This is a genomic window from Thioalkalivibrio sp. ALR17-21 (genome assembly GCF_000420185.1).
GTDB classification, from domain to species: Bacteria; Pseudomonadota; Gammaproteobacteria; order Ectothiorhodospirales; family Ectothiorhodospiraceae; genus Thioalkalivibrio; species Thioalkalivibrio halophilus.
On the sequence record NZ_ATUL01000005.1, the window covers coordinates 90,007 to 107,007 of the forward strand.

The 17,001-nt window shown below is 68.9% G+C and carries 16 protein-coding genes; 11 read left to right on the forward strand and 5 right to left on the reverse strand.

Annotated features, from left to right (window positions below):
- Nucleotides 1-30 precede the first annotated feature (30 nt).
- Nucleotides 31-1,452, forward strand: coding sequence for a diguanylate cyclase domain-containing protein (locus tag G020_RS0104040; RefSeq protein ID WP_024328745.1), 1,422 nt, complete (start codon nt 31-33; stop codon nt 1,450-1,452).
- A 22-nt stretch (nt 1,453-1,474) separates the two neighbouring features.
- On the opposite strand, the gene G020_RS0104045 is transcribed toward G020_RS0104040, so the two are convergent.
- The 3 genes from G020_RS0104045 to G020_RS0104055 all read right to left on the reverse strand — a co-directional run bounded on the left by G020_RS0104045 (nt 1,475) and on the right by G020_RS0104055 (nt 4,616).
- The gene (locus G020_RS0104045; protein WP_024328746.1) at nt 1,475-3,820 is read right to left on the reverse strand and encodes a helicase-related protein; all 2,346 of its coding nucleotides are present in this window, start codon (nt 3,818-3,820) and stop codon (nt 1,475-1,477) included.
- A gap of 140 nt (nt 3,821-3,960) precedes the next feature.
- On the reverse strand, nt 3,961-4,371 hold the full coding sequence (locus tag G020_RS0104050) for an OsmC family protein (protein WP_024328747.1): 411 nt from the start codon (nt 4,369-4,371) through the stop codon (nt 3,961-3,963).
- A 47-nt stretch (nt 4,372-4,418) separates the two neighbouring features.
- Complete coding sequence (locus tag G020_RS0104055) at nt 4,419-4,616, reverse strand: hypothetical protein (RefSeq protein ID WP_024328748.1); 198 nt, start codon at nt 4,614-4,616, stop codon at nt 4,419-4,421.
- Between the two features lie 166 nt (nt 4,617-4,782).
- Between G020_RS0104055 and cysB the strand changes: the two genes are divergently transcribed.
- A complete protein-coding gene (cysB, locus tag G020_RS0104060) occupies nt 4,783-5,757 on the forward strand; it encodes an HTH-type transcriptional regulator CysB (protein WP_024328749.1) in 975 nt (324 codons plus the stop codon).
- Nucleotides 5,758-5,833: 76 nt separating this feature from the next.
- Here cysB and G020_RS0104065 read toward each other — a convergent pair whose 3' ends face one another.
- Nucleotides 5,834-6,298 carry a hypothetical protein gene (locus tag G020_RS0104065; protein ID WP_231363040.1) on the reverse strand — a complete coding sequence of 155 codons (465 nt, stop codon included), beginning with the start codon at nt 6,296-6,298 and terminating at the stop codon, nt 5,834-5,836.
- Complete coding sequence (locus G020_RS0104070) at nt 6,291-7,382, reverse strand: tetratricopeptide repeat protein (protein WP_018946891.1); 1,092 nt, start codon at nt 7,380-7,382, stop codon at nt 6,291-6,293. Before G020_RS0104070 ends, G020_RS0104065 begins: the two co-directional genes overlap by 8 nt.
- Before the next feature lie 217 nt (nt 7,383-7,599).
- Here G020_RS0104070 and G020_RS0104075 point away from each other — a divergent pair, with 217 nt between their 5' ends.
- The 9 genes from G020_RS0104075 to rimI all read left to right on the forward strand — a co-directional run bounded on the left by G020_RS0104075 (nt 7,600) and on the right by rimI (nt 16,870).
- Complete coding sequence (locus tag G020_RS0104075) at nt 7,600-8,766, forward strand: aldo/keto reductase (protein ID WP_024328750.1); 1,167 nt, start codon at nt 7,600-7,602, stop codon at nt 8,764-8,766.
- A gap of 60 nt (nt 8,767-8,826) precedes the next feature.
- Nucleotides 8,827-10,410 (forward strand): DNA mismatch repair protein MutS, encoded by a 1,584-nt coding sequence (locus tag G020_RS0104080; RefSeq protein WP_024328751.1) that lies wholly within the window; start codon nt 8,827-8,829, stop codon nt 10,408-10,410.
- A gap of 378 nt (nt 10,411-10,788) precedes the next feature.
- Nucleotides 10,789-12,507 carry a biosynthetic-type acetolactate synthase large subunit gene (gene ilvB / locus G020_RS0104085; RefSeq protein ID WP_024328752.1) on the forward strand — a complete coding sequence of 573 codons (1,719 nt, stop codon included), beginning with the start codon at nt 10,789-10,791 and terminating at the stop codon, nt 12,505-12,507.
- A 16-nt stretch (nt 12,508-12,523) separates the two neighbouring features.
- Entirely contained in the window at nt 12,524-13,018 is a 495-nt protein-coding gene (gene ilvN, locus G020_RS0104090) for an acetolactate synthase small subunit (protein ID WP_018946895.1), read from the forward strand.
- 31 nt (nt 13,019-13,049) lie between these two features.
- Nucleotides 13,050-14,066, forward strand: a complete 1,017-nt coding sequence (gene ilvC, locus G020_RS0104095; RefSeq protein WP_018946896.1) for a ketol-acid reductoisomerase — start codon at nt 13,050-13,052, stop codon at nt 14,064-14,066.
- A gap of 42 nt (nt 14,067-14,108) precedes the next feature.
- Complete coding sequence (locus G020_RS0104100) at nt 14,109-14,780, forward strand: phosphatidylserine decarboxylase (RefSeq protein WP_024328753.1); 672 nt, start codon at nt 14,109-14,111, stop codon at nt 14,778-14,780.
- Nucleotides 14,777-15,583: a CDP-diacylglycerol--serine O-phosphatidyltransferase gene (pssA, locus tag G020_RS0104105; protein WP_024328754.1), complete on the forward strand. Its 807-nt coding sequence runs from the start codon at nt 14,777-14,779 to the stop codon at nt 15,581-15,583. Before G020_RS0104100 ends, pssA begins: the two co-directional genes overlap by 4 nt.
- Before the next feature lie 14 nt (nt 15,584-15,597).
- A complete protein-coding gene (locus G020_RS0104110) occupies nt 15,598-16,341 on the forward strand; it encodes a uracil-DNA glycosylase (RefSeq protein ID WP_018946899.1) in 744 nt (247 codons plus the stop codon).
- A gap of 49 nt (nt 16,342-16,390) precedes the next feature.
- The gene (gene rimI / locus G020_RS0104115; protein WP_024328755.1) at nt 16,391-16,870 is read left to right on the forward strand and encodes a ribosomal protein S18-alanine N-acetyltransferase; all 480 of its coding nucleotides are present in this window, start codon (nt 16,391-16,393) and stop codon (nt 16,868-16,870) included.
- Nucleotides 16,871-17,001: the final 131 nt, after the last annotated feature.

The window sequence follows — 17,001 nt, forward strand, 5'->3', positions numbered from 1 at the left end:
AGCTCGAACAATGGCCCCGCGCAGGCGGGCATGGATCAGGTGCCCCGGATGGACGATGAATCCGAGTCGCAGCTGCGTGCGGCGCTTCCCTTTACCGATCTCCCCGAGGAGCCGATCCCGGTCGCCTGGCGACGGGTGCTCCGGGACGCGGCGGAACGTATCCGCGAGCTGGAGGAGTGCCGGGAGTACTACCGTCAGCTGACGGACGCCGGTCAGGTCCTGATCTGGGTCTCCGGGGCCGACGGGGGCGTGGAACATGTCAACGAGCCCTGGCTGCGTTTCACCGGGCGCAGCCAGGCGCAGGAGCAGGGCGACGGCTGGCTGGAGGGGGTCCATCCCGACGATCGCGCCGCCTGCATCGAGGGCTACCGGGCCGCCTTCTCCGCGCGCCGGCCCTTTACCCTGGAATACCGCCTGCGCCGCGCCGACGGCGAGTACCGCTGGATCCTCGACGAGGGCGGGCCGCGCCATGACCCGCACGGCGAGTTCCGGGGCTATGTCGGCTTCTGTTACGACATCACCGCGCGTCTGGCTGCGGAACAGGAGCTGCACCGTTCCCTGCACCATATCCAGGTGCTGCACGAGGCCCTGGACCGTGTGCCGGTCGCGGTCTACGTGAAGGATCGGCAGCGCCGTTATACCTATGGCAATCGCGAGACCCTGCGGGTGTTCGGTTGCACGGCAGACGAGCTCTACGGACGCGGCGACGAGGATTTCTTCCCGCCGGCCACGGTCGCCCGCCTGCACGAGGTGGACAGCCGGGTGCTCGCCGGCGAGGACAGCCGCGAGGAGATCGAGGCGGTCGAGGAGGACGGTGGCCACCGGGTCTACTGGGAGGTCAAGACCCCGGTCTACACGGACGCGTCCCGCACCCTTCCCGACAGTCTGCTGGGCATCTCCACCGACATTACCTGGCAGAAGGACCTGCTGCGCGAGTTCGAGCACGGTGCCCATTACGATGCCCTGACCGCATTGCCCAACCGGGTCCTGCTGCTCGATCGCCTGCATCAGGCCATGGTCCGGGCCCGGCGCCGGGACACGCAGCTGGCGGTGGTGTTCCTCGACCTCGACGGCTTCAAGGCGGTCAACGACGGCTACGGCCACGATGCGGGGGATCGTCTGCTGCGGACGGTCGCTGAACGCATGCGGGCCTGCCTGCGCGAGGGCGATACCTTCGCCCGGCTGGGGGGCGACGAATTCGTCGCGGTCCTCGAGGACGTGGACCCCGGACTGACCGTCCCGCTGCTGGAACGCCTGCTGGCGGCCGCCGCAGCGCCCGTGGAGGACGGTGAAAACGTGTTCCGGGTCAGTGCCAGTCTGGGGGTTGCATTCTACGTACACGACCCCGAACCGGGCCCGGAACAGCTGCTGCGCGAGGCCGATCAGGCGATGTACCGGGCCAAGGCGGCCGGGCGCAACCGCTACGTGATCTCGCGACCGCCCGGACCCTGAGGAAACACTGATCAGTGTTTCCTTAACGGACGTCGACTACGCGGCTGGCGCGCTGGAAGCGGACGTGCCAGCCCTGCCAGGCGGGCAGTTCCCAGCACTTCGGGTCGTCGCGGCGGTTGCCGTCGATCTTCTCCGCGGTGACGGTACGCCGGGCGACGTCATAATGGATGCGCATGTGCAGGCCCGAGAGCCGCACCTCGCGCGGATAGCGGCGATCGAAGCGTTCGCGTTCCCACTCGGGTACGCCCTCGAACGCCAGATCCTCCGGTTCCAGCAGGACCACGTCCTCGTCCGACTCCACGCCCAGGGTCTGCAGGCGGCGGGCCAGCCAGTCGCGGGCGTCCGGGATCTCGCCCTGGTCGAAACCCAGCGCGAGATACAGTGCCCAGGCGTCGAGGTCGTCGCGCAGGCGCGAGCCGGCGGGGGCGAGCAGCCGGTCGTCGAGGATCAGCGAGGCCAGTGCCTCGCGCGCCTGAGCGCCTGCGGGGCGGGTGTGGTCGCTGCGCAGTACGCGCCCGGCATGCCACCAGTCGCGGCGGACCACGAGTCCGTCCGCGGACCATTCGGGATCGGCGATGGCCGGCGTGGCCACCCCCGCGTCGATCAGGGCATTGGGTTCCAGCGGCGCGAGCACGGTAGCGATGGTGCGGGTGTCGCGGGTGCCCTTGCCGGGCAGGCTGTGGCTGTCGAGCACCACGGCTGCCTCGGCGTCCTCGGCCAGCAGCGAATCGCGACCGATCTCCGCTTCCTCGCCGCCGTTGCCCAGCGCGAAGCGGCGGCGCTCGCGGCGCACGAACGCCAGCTCGGGGGCGGCGGCGACTGCAGCGGTCAGCGCCCGCGGCGCGGTGGCCGCGAGCGGCTCCGACTCCGGTTCCTGCTGCGGTTCCCGGGCGGACAGGCCGGCCAGCTCGCGCACCTGACGGGCCAGATGGCGCGCCTCGCGGCGTTCCTCCCGGCGAATGCGGATCCCCTCGGGTGTGTGGCCGCGCACCGCGGCGACCCGCAGCGTCGCGTCGCAGGCCCGGCCGAGGGCGGTGAGTGCATCCTGCCGCTCGCGTTCGTCGTCGGGCGGCACCGCGACCGCCCGGCGGCTGCCGAGGGCGCCGGCGAGATCGGCCATGAACGCGGCCGTCGCCGCATCCGGCATGGCCAGCACCAGATGGGCCAGCGCGGTGTCCACCGGCAGCGCGAACAGGCGTCGGCCGTGCGCGGTGGCGCGACCATCCGCGTCGATCGCGTGCATCGCCCGCAGCCAGTTTTCGGCGCGCTCCAGGGCCTCCTCGCGCGGGGCATCGGGGAATGCGAGTTCGCGCGCCGGGCGGTCGCAGCAGGCGGCCGCCAGTACCGGTTCGGTGAGGTCCTCGCGCTGCAGCTCCGGCGGCGTGTTCGTGGCCAGCGGGGCATTGCGCCCCCACAGCCGCAGGCACAGACCCGGTGCGGTGCGGCCCGCGCGCCCGCGGCGCTGCTCCGCGCTGTCGGCAGCGATCGCCTGCAGCGCGAGCACGGTGCGGCCGTTGCGCCGTCCGGTGCGGCGTTCCAGGCCGCTGTCGACCACGGCGGTGACCCCGGGCACGGTCACCGAGCTTTCGGCGACGTTGGTGGCGAGGATCACCCGGCGTTCCTGCCCCGGTTGCAGGGCATGGCGCTGGGCCTCGGCGCTGGCACCGGCGTGCAGCTCGATACACGCCACCGGCTCGTTCGTCAGGGCCCGCGCCGCCGCGGCGATCTCGCCGCGCCCGGGCAGGAACGCGAGGACGTCGCCGTCGGTGCGCGCCAGTGCGGTGCGTACGCCTTCGGCCACGCGGGCGGCCAGGTCCTTCGCGTGGGGCATCGCCTGCGGGTCTGCGCCAAGGTGCTTCAGCGCGACCGGCCAGGAGCGGCCGGGGCTCTCGAGATGGGTGCCGCCGAGTTCGCGGGCGAGGCGCGCGCCGTCGATGGTGGCCGAGGTGATCACCAGGCGGTGGCGTCCGGCCTCGGTGAGCAGGGCGTAGAGGAGATCGGTGTCCCAGCGGCGTTCGTGGAACTCGTCGAGGACCACCACCGCGAAATCCGCGAGGCCGTTGTGCGCCAGCCACTGCAGGGCCATCCCGGGCGTGGCGAACACGATCTGCGTGTCGCGGTCGCAGCGCACCTCGCCGCGCACGGCGAAGCCCGCTTCGCGCCCCGGCTTTCCGCCGAGCAGGCCGGCCACCCAGTGCCCCAGGCTGGTGGCCGCCACTCGGCGGGGTTCCACCACCAGCACGCGCCCCTGGTCCCGCGCCCACACCGGCAGGCGCGTCGACTTGCCGGAACCGGTGGCCGCCGACACCACCACCGGCCCGTCGGCCAGCGCCGCGGCAAAGTCCCCGTGCAGGGCGTCGATGGGCATCTCCTCGCTCATGCGGCCGAAGTGTCCACACAGCGACCGACCTATCAAGAGGGCGCGCCGGGGTCAATGGCCCGGCGCCGGCATTCACTCTCGAGCCCTGGCCAGCGAGATCCCGGATCGGGGCTGGCTGCGCCCGGACCTCATGCGGGTGCCGGGCGCCGGGCGTGCGTCAGACGAACCCGGGTCGGGACCTCCAGCGGGCCCTCCAGGGCCTGGTGGATCGGGCACTGGGCCAGCATGCGTTCCAGGCTGGTCTGTTCGCCTTCGTCCAGACCGATCGCCAGGCGCAACTCGGCCTGAAGGGTGGAGACCCGGCAGCGCCGGGCATCGAAGGTCCAGGTGACCTCCAGTTCCGCGGCGCGCGGGTAGCCGCGCCGGCTCAGAAAACGGTCGGCGAATTCCAGCAGACAGGACGCGAGGCCGATGGCCAGGTGTTGCAGGGGGTCGTATCCCAGCACCCCCGGCTTGTCGCTGTGGTCGGCACTCCTCATCGCGAGGTTTCCGTCATGGTCGCGCGCGAGTATCACGCTGCGGGTCGAATCATTCGCCATGCTGTCTCCATGCAGTTGCGGGCGGAAGGATCACGGGACCGGGTCGTTCAGCCTGCACCGACCGGCAGCGGGTGGTCGAAGGCGGGGAGCGACGGGGGGTCCCTGCGGATGTGCCGGGCCGGTGCGGTTTCCTCGCTGCATGCGGCCAGCGCCTGGTTCACGCGCGCCAGGTTGCGCTGCAGTTCCGCGCGGCGTTTTTCCAGGGTCTGGCGGTCGGGTCGGGACGGGATGGTTTCAGTCTTCATGGTCTTTCTCCTGCTCGGGTGTCGGATGGGTTCCGAGGCCTCGAGAAAGACTCTAGAGGGAGATATATAGAATGGAAAAGAATAATAAATTCTGTTTTCATGTTAAAAGGGAATAAAAGGGTCGTGCTACCCGGCCCGCAACCGGTCGAGAGATCACACCCGGGCCATGAAACTGCAACAACTGCGCTGTCTGAAAGCGGTGGTGGAATCGGGCCTCAACGTGACCGAGGCCGCGGAGCGGCTGTTTACCTCCCAGCCCGGGGTGAGCCGGCAGATCCGCATGCTGGAAGACGAGCTGGGGGTGCTGATCTTCCAGCGCAGCGGCAAGCACCTGACCCACGTGACGCCGGAGGGACGCCAGATCCTGGCCCGCGCCGAACGGATCCTGGCCGAGGTCGACGGCATCCGCTCCCTGGCGGCGGATTTTTCCGATGAACGCCGCGGACTGCTGCGACTGGCGACGACCCATACCCAGGCGCGTTACTTCCTGCCACCCCGCATCGACGCCTTCCGTCACGATTACTCCGAGGTCAGGCTGCAGATCGAGCAGGGCGGCCCCGCGGACATCGCGCGGATGGCTGCGAGCGGCGAGGTCGATTTCGGCATCGCGACCGAGGGTGTCGCCCAGAACCGGGAGCGGGTGATGCTGCCGGCCTACCGCTGGCATCACTGCCTGGTGGTGCCCCGCGACCATCCTCTGGCCCGGACGCCTCCGGCGGATCTGGCGGCGGTGGCGGCCCACCCGCTGGTGACCTATGTGCACGGATTCACCGGGCGCGGTCAGCTGGAGCGGGATTTCCGGGCCGCTGACCTGGAGCCGGACGTCGTCCTGAGCGCGGCGGACTCCGATGTCATCAAGGCCTATGTCCGCCTCGGCCTGGGCGTGGGCCTCATCGCACGCATGGCCTACGAGCCGGACGAGGATGCCGACCTTGTCAGTATCGACGCCCGCCACCTGTTTACCGAGCAGGTAACCCGGGTCGGCTTCAACCGCGGGATGTTCATGCGCGGCTACATGTACGACTTTCTCGCCCTGCTGGCCCCCCATCTGACCCTGGAACGGGTCGATCGCGCCCTGCATGCCGCCGACCAGAAGGGGGTGGACGCCGTCTTTGCGGATGTGGCACTGCCGCGCTACTGACGGCGGCAGGGGGGCGGATGGAGCCAGGCCCGGGGAAGCACGGCACCGGCGGCTGACGCGCGAATCGATTGGGCGCTCAGCCTGTCGGTTGGCGCCGGCGCCAGCGGCGGATGCCGCGCCACAGCACGAAGGCCGCTCCGGCCGCCAGCAGGGCGGCGACGACCCATTCCCCGATGACGCGGGCCATGGAAGGTTCGCTCTGTTCGCTCAGATAGTCGACGATCGGACCGCGCTCGCCGAACCCGACCCCGGCGCCGTTGACCCAGTTCATCCGCGTGACCGTGGCGTGCCAGCCCAGGCGCCCGAACCCGGCCTCGCTGAGGGTGCGTTCGCCGTGGCAGTTGAGGCAGCGCTGTTCGACCAGTTGCCGGCCCTCGGGGGATTGCGGCGCATCATCGGCACGGGTGGTGGCTTGCGGGGTGTCGTTGTCCGCGCCGTCGGCTGCCGGGGCGGATCCGGCCGCGAGCAGGAGGATCAGGGCCGGCAGGGTCAGTGCCGCCCGCGGCCGGCTCGACGGCATGGGCGGCGGGCGGTCACTCACGCGACTTGCGGGCCAGGGCATCCTGCTGCTGCTCCAGTGACAGGTGCTGGTGGACGTAGTCGCGGGCGTCGGCGGCCGAGGGGTGTCCCTGGTCGGCCGCGCGCGAGAACCATACCCAGGCCTCGACCAGATCCTGTTCCACGCCATGGCCTTCGGCCAGGAAGATGCCCAGGTTGTACTGCGCCTGCATCTGCCCCTGGCGGGCCGCCAGCCGGTACCAGTGGGCGGCCTCGCGCTGGTCCCGGGCGATCCCGTGACCGCGGTCCAGCAGCACGCCCAGGTTGGTACGCGCCGCGGGATGGCCGTCATCGGCGGCGACGCGATACCAGTGCGCTGCCTGCGCCGGATCGCATTCCACTCCCTTGCCGTCGCGGTACAGGTTGCCGAGGCGGGCGGCGGCCTCGCCGTCGCCGTCCTCCGCGGCCTGGCGGTACCAGCGTACGGCCTCGGCCAGATCGGCGATCACGCCGTGCCCCTGTTCCAGCAGCTGGGCGAGGTTGCAGGCCGCCCGGGCATGACCGGCGCCGGCGGCCCGCGTATACAGCCGGCCGGCTTCGGCGGGGTCGGCAGCGCAGCCGCGGCCGGTTTCGTACGCCACGCCCAGACTGTTCAGGGCATCGGGGTCGCCCTGCTCGGCGGCTTTCTCCCACCAGGCGACGGCCTCCGCGGCGGCTTCCGGGCTGATCTCGCTGGCGAAGCGCAGCACGCCCAGGTTGTACTGGGCGTTCGCGTGCCCGGCCTCCGCCGCGCGGCGATACCAGGTCTCGGCCTCCTCTGCGGGATCACCCTCGGCGATCCCCTGTTCGGCCAGCAGGCCGAGGTTGAAGCAGGCATCCAGCAGGCCCAGCTCGGCCGCGCGTTTCCAGTGCTCGCGGGCCCGCTGCACGTCCGATTCGACGCCCAGGCCGCTGGCGTACAGCACGCCCAGGCCGAGATGGGCGCCGGCATACGGTCCGTCGGCGCGCTCGCTCCAGATTCGATGGGCTTCGGCAAAGTCGCCGCGTTCCAGGGCCTCGAAGCCGGCCTCGTCTTCCGGTTCGACGGTGGTCTGCGGGGCGTGTTCGGGGTCTTCGGGGGCGGTCATCTCGGGCGGTATTCCGGGCGGCACGATGGGTTTGCAAGCTTCGCAGCATTCCGGGGGTGGCCGCAAACGACCGGGGGACGCCGGACAGGCACCCTCCGTCTGTCGAGGGAAACGTGCACATCGAGCGGTGTTTCCCTAGGATTCGCATTCCCGATGCGATGCGCCGGAAGACCAGGATCCGGCGGTTGCCCTTGTTGCGGCGGTTCGAGAGAGGAATATGGAAGCTTCGCAGAAACTGATTCCCGGCTATGCCAACGCCAAGGCGACGCGCAAGTATGCCGAGTCGTTCCTCGCCGACGGGCGCGCGGCCGAGGGCCATTACAGCGAGTTCTCGCGCGCGCGCATGCGCCTGTCGAGTCTCGGCATCGGGACCTTCGGCGGGGCGGCTACCGCCGAGGTGGATGCCGCGATCTCCGCGATCGTTGCCCGCGGGCTGACCGAGGGCATCAACGTGGTGGATACCTCCGCGCATTACCGCTATGGCCGTTCGCTGGCGGCCGTGGGGGCGGGCGTGCGCACGGCGCTCGAGGCCGGGGTCCTGCGCGAGGCGATGTTCCTGATCTCCAAGGGAGGCTTCCTGACCCTGCGCGGCGGTCAGCCGGACGACATGGACGCCTGGTTCCAGCGCGAGATCGAGGCCCCGGGCATGGGCACGAAGGAGGACCTGGCCAAGGGCGCGCATCTGCTGACGCCGGAATACATCCACTACCAGATGGAGCTGTCGCGCTCGCTGATGGGCGTGGAGACCCTGGATGCGTTCATCATCGACCAGCCGGAGGTGCATATCCACGAGATCGGCAAGGAACGCACCAACTGGAAGCTGGAGCCGGTGTTCGAGATGCTGGAACGTGCGGTGCGCGACAAGAAGATCCGCGCCTACGGGATCTCGACCTTCGAGGGTTTTCGCGAGGAGACCGATGCCCCGGTGTTCCAGTCGCTGACCTCCATCCAGGGGCTGGCGCAGCGCGCGGCGCAGACCGTGACCGGGGACGATTTCGCGCGCGATCATTTCAAGATCGCCATGCTGCCGTTCAACCAGGTGATGCTGGAGGGGTTCACCCGCTTCAACACCGCGACCGGGCAGGGCAACGTGGCCAGCCCGCTGCAGGCGGCGCATCAGCTGGAGATCTACATGATGGCCTCGCACACGATGCTCAAGGGGCATCTGGCGCAGCAGTCGGTGGACGTGGTCGAGCGCGAACTGGCGGGGCTGGCCAGTCCGGCGCAGCGCGCGATGCAGTTCAATCGCTCCACGCCCGGTCTGGGGACCTCGCTGGTGGGCATGAGCACGCCGGAGCATCTGGACGACATGCTGGCGGTGATGCGCGAGCCGATGCTGGACAAGAAGGCCTACCTCGGCATGTTCAAGAAGGCCGAGGAGTAGGCCGGGCCATCGTTCCTTCCCTGTGGGAGCCGGTAGAGATTTCATGAACAAGGGGATGTCATGCAGGTCGATCTGAAGGCCCTCGAATTTCCCGCGATCCAGCGCCTGCTGGAGCGCCTGACTGCCACGCCCTACGGCGCCGACGCTGCGCGCGGGCTGGAGCCTGCGCCCAACCTGGAGGCCGCGCGCGCGCTGCAGAAGGCGGTGACGGTGGCCCGCCAGCGCCTGGACGCGGGCACGCTGCCGCGCCTGGGGCAGCTGCCGGACGTGCGGGCAGCGCTGCGCCAGGCGGGTAATCCGGGTTCGGCGCTGCCGGTGCAGGCGCTGCACAACCTGCAGACCATCATGCGCCATGCGCGCGAGCTGGCCGACCAGCTGAAAGACACCCCGGAAATCTACCCGGCGGACCTGAACAAGCTGTATCCGCCCGAGGGGCTGGAGCAGCGTCTTTCGGGCTGCCTCAATCCGGGCGGTTCGCTGCGCGAGGATGCCAGCGAGTCGCTGGTGGACTCCTTCGGCGAGCGCAATCGCCTGCGTGGCGAGGTCGAAGCCGTGGTGCAGAAGCGTCTGTCCGCGTCGGATGTCGCGCAGAAGGGCGACGAAACCCTGAAGGTGCAGTGGCATCAGGAGCGCGCGGTGATGGTGTTGCGCGGCGATGCCGCCGGGGCGGTCAAGGGCGTGCGCCGCGGCACCGCCATGGGCGGGCGCGATCACATCATCGAACCGATCGAGGCGGTGCCGCTGAACAATCAGCTGGATACCGTGAACGGGCAGATCAACAATGAGCAGCAGCGCCTGCTGCGCGAGCTGACCGACACCGTGCGCGAATACGGCGAACCGCTGGACCTCATGCTGACCGCGCTGACCTGGATCGACCTGGCCTCGGCCGCCGCGCAGCTCTCCGCGCAGATGAATGCCCATGCCCCGGCCCTGGAAGACCGCCCCGGGGTGGAACTGGACGAGGCCTACCACCCGCTGTTGCTGCTGCAGTTCGCGGAGGGCAACGGGCCGCAGCCGGTGCCGCTCTCGATCCGGCTGGATGACGAACAGCCGCTGCTGCTGATCACCGGCCCCAACACCGGCGGCAAGACCGTGGCCCTGAAGACCCTGGGCCTGCTGGTGACCATGGCCTGGTGCGGGCTGCACATCCCCGCGGAGCAGGATTGCCGCATCGGCCGTTTCGACCAGGTGATGGTGGACGTGGGCGACAACCAGAGCCTGCTGCACCACCTGTCGACCTTTGCCGGGCACGTGGCGGTGCTCAAGCGCATCCTGGATAACGCGGGTCCGGAGAGCCTGATCCTGCTGGACGAGCTGGGGACCGGTACCGACCCGGACGAGGGGGCCGCCCTGGCCATGGCGATGCTGGACGAGCTGCGCTCGCGGGGCACCCGCGGGATCGTCAACACTCATCTTGCGCCGTTGAAGGATTACGCCGCTCAGCAGGCGGGCATCGTTAACGCCTCGATGCAGTTCGATCCGGACACCCTGTCACCGACCTACCGCCTGCTGATCGGCGAGCCGGGGGTGTCCTTCGGGCTGACCATCGCGGAGAAGGAGGGACTGCCGGGGGATCTGGTGGCGCGGGCGCGCCAGCATTTCGCCGAACTGCCCACCGCCCAGGCCGGCGCCGAACCCGACTGACGATCGGCTCCGGGGTCGCCCCCGGAGATCGCCACGGCGCTGCGCGCCTCGCGATGACGGTGCTGGTTGCGTCCCGTCATCGCGAGGCCCCGCCAGTTGTCTTTCGCCCTTGCGGGGCCCCGCGGGTTGCTTCCTGTCATTGCGAGGCCCCGCCAGGGGCCGTGGCAATCTCCGGACGGGGCCTCCGGCGTTGGGTTCCGCCCGCCCCGGGAAGGGCGGGGGTGCCGTGGCGTTGCGCGCCTCGCGTGGACCGTGCTCGCTGGCGCGCCGTATGGCGTGAAGCGCGGGCGATTTCATATTAGTATGGTGGGCTATTTTGATTCGGCGTGTCCGCTCGGATCACGATCGCCCGACAGCCCCTGGTAAGGAACAACCGTCATGTCCGAGACCTCTGCATCGTCCACCGCCATCACCGGTGCCGAAATCTTCGTCCGCAGTCTGCAGGCTGAAGGCGTCGATCTGGTATTCGGCTATCCCGGCGGCGCGGTCCTGCACATCTACGATGCGCTGTATCAGCAGAGCGAGGTCTCGCACGTACTGGTCCGTCACGAGCAGGGCGCGGTGCACGCCGCCGAAGGGTATGCCAAGTCCTCCGACCGGCCCGGCGTGGCCCTGGTGACCTCCGGTCCGGGTGCGACCAACGCGATTACCGGCATCGCCGACGCCTACATGGATTCGGTGCCGCTGGTGGTGTTCACCGGCCAGGTGCCGACCAGCATGATCGGCAACGATGCCTTCCAGGAAGTGGACACCGTGGGCATCACGCGCCCCTGCGTGAAGCACAACTTCCTGGTCAAGGACGTGAAGGATCTGGCGACCACCATCAAGAAGGCCTTTTACATTGCCACCACCGGCCGGCCCGGCCCGGTGGTGGTGGACATCCCCAAGGATGTCACCGCCGACAGCTGCGAATTCGAGTACCCGGAGAGCATCCACATGCGCTCCTACAACCCGAAGGTCCGTGGCCATACCGGGCAGATCCGCCGTGCGGTGGAGCTGATCCTGTCGGCGAAGCAGCCGATGATCTATACCGGTGGCGGGGTGGTGCTGGGGCACGGCTCCGAAGCGCTGACGGAATTCACCCGCAAGCTGGGCTACCCCATCACCAACACCCTGATGGGCCTGGGCGCCTATCCGGCCTCGGACGATCAGTTCCTGGGCATGCTGGGCATGCACGGGACCTATGAGGCCAACATGGCCATGCACCATGCGGACGTGCTGATCGCGATCGGCGCGCGTTTCGACGACCGCGTGACGGGCAACATCGAGAAGTTCTGCCCCCATGCGAAGATCGTCCACGTGGACGTCGACCCGGCCTCCATCTCCAAGAACGTGAAGGTGGACGTGCCCATCGTCGGCGAGGTGGAGCCGGTGCTGCGCGAGCTGATCCGCGCGCTGGAGGAAAACGGCGGCCAGCCGGACGCCGATGCGCTGAAGGCCTGGTGGGACCAGATCCGCGAATGGCGCGGCCAGGACTGCCTCAAGTACGATCGCGATTCCGAGCTGATCAAGCCGCAGTACGTGGTGCAGAAGTTCTGGGAGCTGACCGGCGGCGACGCCTTCGTGACCTCCGACGTGGGCCAGCACCAGATGTGGGCGGCGCAGTTCTACGGTTTCGACAAGCCCAACCGCTGGATCAACTCCGGCGGCCTGGGAACCATGGGCGTGGGACTGCCGTTCGCGATGGGCGTGCAGTTCGCGCATCCGGACGCCACGGTGGGCTGCATTACCGGCGAGGCCAGCATCCAGATGTGCATGCAGGAGCTGTCCACCTGCTATCAGTACCAGCTGCCGCTGAAGATCCTGAACCTGAACAACCGCTATCTCGGGATGGTGCGGCAGTGGCAGGAGTTCTTCTATCAGGGCCGTTATGCGATGTCCTACATGGATGCGCTGCCCGACTTCGTGAAGCTGGCGGAGGCCTATGGTCACGTCGGCATGCGGATCGACAAGCCGGCCGACGTGGAAGGCGCGCTGAAGGAGGCCCTGGCACAGAAGGACCGCCTGGTGTTCCTGGACTTCATCACCGATCAGTCCGAGAACGTCTACCCGATGATTCCGGCCGGTGCCGGTCAGAACGAAATGATCCTGGTCTGACAGGGAAGGATTCCGTATGCGTCACATCATCAGTGTCCTGCTGGAGAACGAATCCGGCGCCCTGTCCCGGGTCGCGGGGCTGTTCTCCGCGCGCGGCTACAACATCGAATCGCTGACCGTCGCGCCCACCGACGATCCCACGCTGGCGCGCATGACCATCGTCACCAGCGGATCCGAGGAGATCGTCGAGCAGATTACCAAGCAGCTGAACAAGCTGATCGACGTCATCAAGCTGCTCGATCTGACCTCCTATCCTCACATCGAGCGCGAGATGGCGATGATCAAGGTCAGCGTGGACGAACCCGGCGATCGCGAGGAGGTGAAGCGCCTCGCCGACATCTTCCGCGGCCGCATCATCGACGTCACGCGCAAGACCTACGTCATCGAGATCACCGGGGAGGGCTCCAAGCTGGACGCCTTCCTCGAGGCCCTGGAGCCCTTCCCCGTGCAGGAAGTGGTGCGCTCCGGGGTCATGGGCATCGCGCGCGGGGACGTCGCGCTCCAGATCTGAACACCTTTCACCGATTGCCAAGGAAACCGCAATGAAGCTCTACTACGACAAAGACGCCGACCTCTCCATCATTCAGGGCATGAAGGTGGCCATCATTGGCTACGGCTCGCAGGGGCACGCCCATGCGAACAACCTGAAGGATTCCGGCGTGGACGTCACCGTCGGCCTGCGTGCCGGTTCCGGTTCGCGTGCCAAGGCCGAGGAAGCCGGCCTCAAGGTGGCCGACGTCTCCGACGCGGTGGCCGCCGCCGATCTGGTCATGGTGCTGGCCCCCGACGAATACCAGGCGAAGCTCTACAGCGAGGAGATCAAGCCCAACCTCAAGCAGGGCGGGACCCTGGCGTTCGCCCATGGCTTCACCATCCATTACAACCAGATCGAGCCGCGCGGCGACCTCGACGTGATCATGATCGCGCCCAAGGCGCCGGGTCACACCGTGCGCTCGGAATTCGCCCGCGGCGGCGGCATCCCCGACCTGATCGCCATCGAGCAGGACGCCTCCGGCAAGGCGCGTGACATCGCGCTGTCCTATGCCTCGGCGATCGGCGGCGGCCGCACCGGCATCATCGAGACCAGCTTCCAGGACGAGACCGAGACCGACCTGTTCGGCGAGCAGGCGGTGCTCTGCGGCGGCGCGGTGGAGCTGGTCAAGGCCGGCTTCGAGACCCTGACCGAGGCGGGCTACGCCCCGGAGATGGCCTACTTCGAGTGCCTGCACGAGCTCAAGCTGATCGTCGATCTGATGTACGAGGGCGGCATCGCCAACATGAACTACTCGATCTCCAACAACGCGGAGTACGGCGAGTACGTGACCGGCCCGAAGGTCATCAACGAGCAATCCCGTGCGGCCATGCGCGAGGCCCTGCACAACATCCAGACCGGCGAGTACGCCAAGCGCTTCATCCAGGAAGGGGACACCAACTATCCTTCCATGACCGCGAATCGCCGCCGCAACGCTGCCCACGAGATCGAGCAGGTGGGCGAGCGGCTGCGTGCGATGATGCCCTGGATCCAGGCCAACCAGCTGGTCGACAAGTCGCGCAACTGATCCGCGGCACCACCGGCCCCGGGTGCGGGCCGCGGAGGGGACATGCTGTTTCCGGTAGCGAAGGAAGGCCGCCTGTTCGTCATCGTCACCGCCTGGATGGCGGTGATTACGCTGCTGTCCGGGCTGGCGGATCTGGGCCTGTTCCTGGTCATCCTGATGCTGGCCCTGATGGCCCTGTTCCGCGACCTGCGGCGCCGGGCGCCGGCCCAGGCGCTGGGCCTGGTGGCCCCGGTCGACGGCGTGGTGGAATCGGTGGAGACCACCACCGACCCGTTCACCGGGCGCGAGGCCGAGCGCATCCGCATGCGCCAGCGCTATCTCGGCGAATACAATATCCATGCCCCGCAGGAGGTCGAGGTGCGCGAGCGCGTCTGGCCGGGGCAGGAATCGGATCGCGAGCCCGACCTGCAGCTCGCCGGTCGGCTTGCGTTCGCCCTGGCCACCGACGAGGATGACCGCATGACCCTGGCTCTCAGCGTGACGCACTGGCCGCGTTTCATCCGCATGGTGGAGGTGCTGCCCGGCAATCGGCTGGGGCGCGGCAAGCGCATCGGCTTTGCCGGCTTCGGCGGGCGTGCGGAGCTGTGGCTTCCGCGGGGATCGCACGTGATGGTGCGGCCGGGGCAGGTCGTGCTGGCGGGGACCACCCTGCTGGGCGGGCTCCCGCCGCGCGAGCCGGGCGATCAGGGCGGCGCCGTGGAGCTGGCCGAATGAATCCCGACGAAGACCCCGACATCATCCGTGGCGAGGACGAGCTGGACGACGATCGCCCGCGGTCGCGGCGGCGGCGCGGGGTGTTCCTTCTGCCCAACCTGTTCACTACCGGGGTCCTGTTCTCCGGATTCCTGGCGATCGTCTCCGCGATCGACGGGGAGTTCATTACCGCGGCCATCGCGGTCTTCGTGGCCATGGTGCTGGATACCCTGGACGGCCGCGTCGCGCGCATGACCGATACCCAGAGCGAGTTCGGCGCGCAGTTCGATTCGCTCTCGGATCTGGTCTCCTTCGGTCTGGCCCCGGCGCTGGTGGTGTACCTGTGGCAGCTGCAGGACCTGGGCAACTTCGGCTGGGTGGCCGCGTTCTTCTTTGCCACGGCGGCGGCGCTGCGCCTCGCGCGTTTCAACAGTCGCCTGGCGGTGACCGACAAGCGCTTCTTCCAGGGGTTGCCCAGTCCCGCCAGTGCGGCGCTGCTGGTGGGGACCGTCTGGGTGGTCGAGGACCTCGGCCTGGCCGCGGAGCTGGGGGACACCGGGGCGGTGGCGGTGCTGATCATCACCGTGCTCGCCGGGGCGGCAATGGTCAGTAACCTGACCTATTTCAGTTTCAAGGACATGGACTTCCGCCACCGGGTCCCGTTCCTGGCCATGCTGGGAGTGGTCGGGGCGCTGATGCTGGCGGCCCTGGATCCGCCCAAGATGCTGCTGGCCGGGTTCGTGGTGTACGCGCTGTCCGGGCCGCTGCTGACACTCGTGCGCTGGCAGCGCCATCGGCGCCGCGGCCGTGCCCCGCAAGCCTGAGCGGGGAGGCGGGCGTGGAACTCTCGCGGCGCAAGCGGCGCATCCTCGCCGACATGGGCATCCCGTTGTGGCGGGCGCGCCCGTCGGCGGATACCGGCGCCGCGCCGGAAGCGTCTCCGGAGCCACCACCTGAACCGGTGGCCGGCCTCACCGTGGAGCAGGAACCACGGGAGTCGTCCGTGCCGGCCACGGGCATCGACTGGCAGGCCCTGCGTGACGAAGTCGCGGGCTGCACTGCCTGCAGCGAGCTCGCGGCCAGCCGGCGGCAGACGGTCTTCGGGGTGGGCGATACTGGCGCCCGCTGGCTGTTCGTCGGCGAGGCCCCGGGTGCCGAGGAGGACCGTCGCGGCGAGCCCTTCGTCGGGCGGGCCGGGCAGCTGCTGGACAACATGCTGGCGGCGCTGGGACTGGATCGCGAGCACGATGTGTTCATCGCCAATATCCTGAAGTGCCGGCCGCCCGACAATCGGGATCCGAAGCCGGAGGAGGCACGGGCCTGCCGCGGATTCCTGGATCGCCAGATCGAGGCGCTCGCCCCGGAGGTCATCGTGGCGCTGGGGCGGGTCCCGGCGCACCAGCTGCTGGAGACCGAGACCGCGGTGGGGCGCCTGCGCGGGCGCGTCCACGAGTATCGCGGCATTCCGCTGGTCGTGACCTGGCACCCGGCCTATCTGTTGCGTTCGCCGCGGGAAAAGGCGCGGGCCTGGGAGGACCTGCAGCGGGCGCGTGCGTGCCTGCCGTCCGCGGCCACCGACTGAACCACCGGCTCCATCCGGGGGGCGACTCCTGCACGAGGGAAGATGACCGATGAGTGCCGAAGCCCGAACCCGACCTGAACTGCGGCGCATGCAGCTGGCCGACATCGATCGCGTGATGGTGATCGAGCGCCAGGCGTATGACTATCCCTGGACCGCGCGGATCTTTCAGGACTGCCTGAAGGTCGGTTACGACGGCTGGGTCCTCTCCGTGGATGGCCGCCAGGTGGGGCATGCGATCCTGACCGTGGCCGCCGGCGAGGCGCATCTGCTGAACCTGACGGTGGATCCGCGCTGGCAGGGCTACGGGCTGGGGCGTTTCATGTTGCGCCGTCTGCTGGGCTACGCATGCGGCGAGAGGGCCGAGGCGCTGTTCCTGGAAGTGCGCCCGTCCAATGCCGCGGCCGTGCAGCTCTACCGGTCGGAGGGCTTCGAGCACATCGGCACCCGACCGCGTTACTACCCGCTTCCCAGCGGCCGCGAGGATGCCTGGGTCCTGCGCCGCAGCTGCGAGGAACCGGCGGGGGCCTAGGGAAACGCTGATCAGCGTTTCCCTGGCGCATTCTGCGGTCAGGGTGCGCAAAAATGCATCGCCGGTTTTGCGGTTCCCCCAGCATGTGTCTATTCTCAGGGTCTTACGACTGACTCCGTATCGAGGCCGTG

Coding starts and splice junctions, on each gene's coding strand:
- G020_RS0104040 (WP_024328745.1), top strand. CDS start 31: ATGGATCAGGTGCCCCGGATGGACGATGAATCCGAGTCGCAGCTGCGT.
- G020_RS0104045 (WP_024328746.1), bottom strand. CDS start 3,820: ATGCCCATCGACGCCCTGCACGGGGACTTTGCCGCGGCGCTGGCCGAC.
- G020_RS0104050 (WP_024328747.1), bottom strand. CDS start 4,371: ATGGCGAATGATTCGACCCGCAGCGTGATACTCGCGCGCGACCATGAC.
- G020_RS0104055 (WP_024328748.1), bottom strand. CDS start 4,616: ATGAAGACTGAAACCATCCCGTCCCGACCCGACCGCCAGACCCTGGAA.
- cysB (WP_024328749.1), top strand. CDS start 4,783: ATGAAACTGCAACAACTGCGCTGTCTGAAAGCGGTGGTGGAATCGGGC.
- G020_RS0104070 (WP_018946891.1), bottom strand. CDS start 7,382: ATGACCGCCCCCGAAGACCCCGAACACGCCCCGCAGACCACCGTCGAA.
- G020_RS0104075 (WP_024328750.1), top strand. CDS start 7,600: ATGGAAGCTTCGCAGAAACTGATTCCCGGCTATGCCAACGCCAAGGCG.
- G020_RS0104080 (WP_024328751.1), top strand. CDS start 8,827: ATGCAGGTCGATCTGAAGGCCCTCGAATTTCCCGCGATCCAGCGCCTG.
- ilvB (WP_024328752.1), top strand. CDS start 10,789: ATGTCCGAGACCTCTGCATCGTCCACCGCCATCACCGGTGCCGAAATC.
- ilvN (WP_018946895.1), top strand. CDS start 12,524: ATGCGTCACATCATCAGTGTCCTGCTGGAGAACGAATCCGGCGCCCTG.
- ilvC (WP_018946896.1), top strand. CDS start 13,050: ATGAAGCTCTACTACGACAAAGACGCCGACCTCTCCATCATTCAGGGC.
- G020_RS0104100 (WP_024328753.1), top strand. CDS start 14,109: ATGCTGTTTCCGGTAGCGAAGGAAGGCCGCCTGTTCGTCATCGTCACC.
- pssA (WP_024328754.1), top strand. CDS start 14,777: ATGAATCCCGACGAAGACCCCGACATCATCCGTGGCGAGGACGAGCTG.
- rimI (WP_024328755.1), top strand. CDS start 16,391: ATGAGTGCCGAAGCCCGAACCCGACCTGAACTGCGGCGCATGCAGCTG.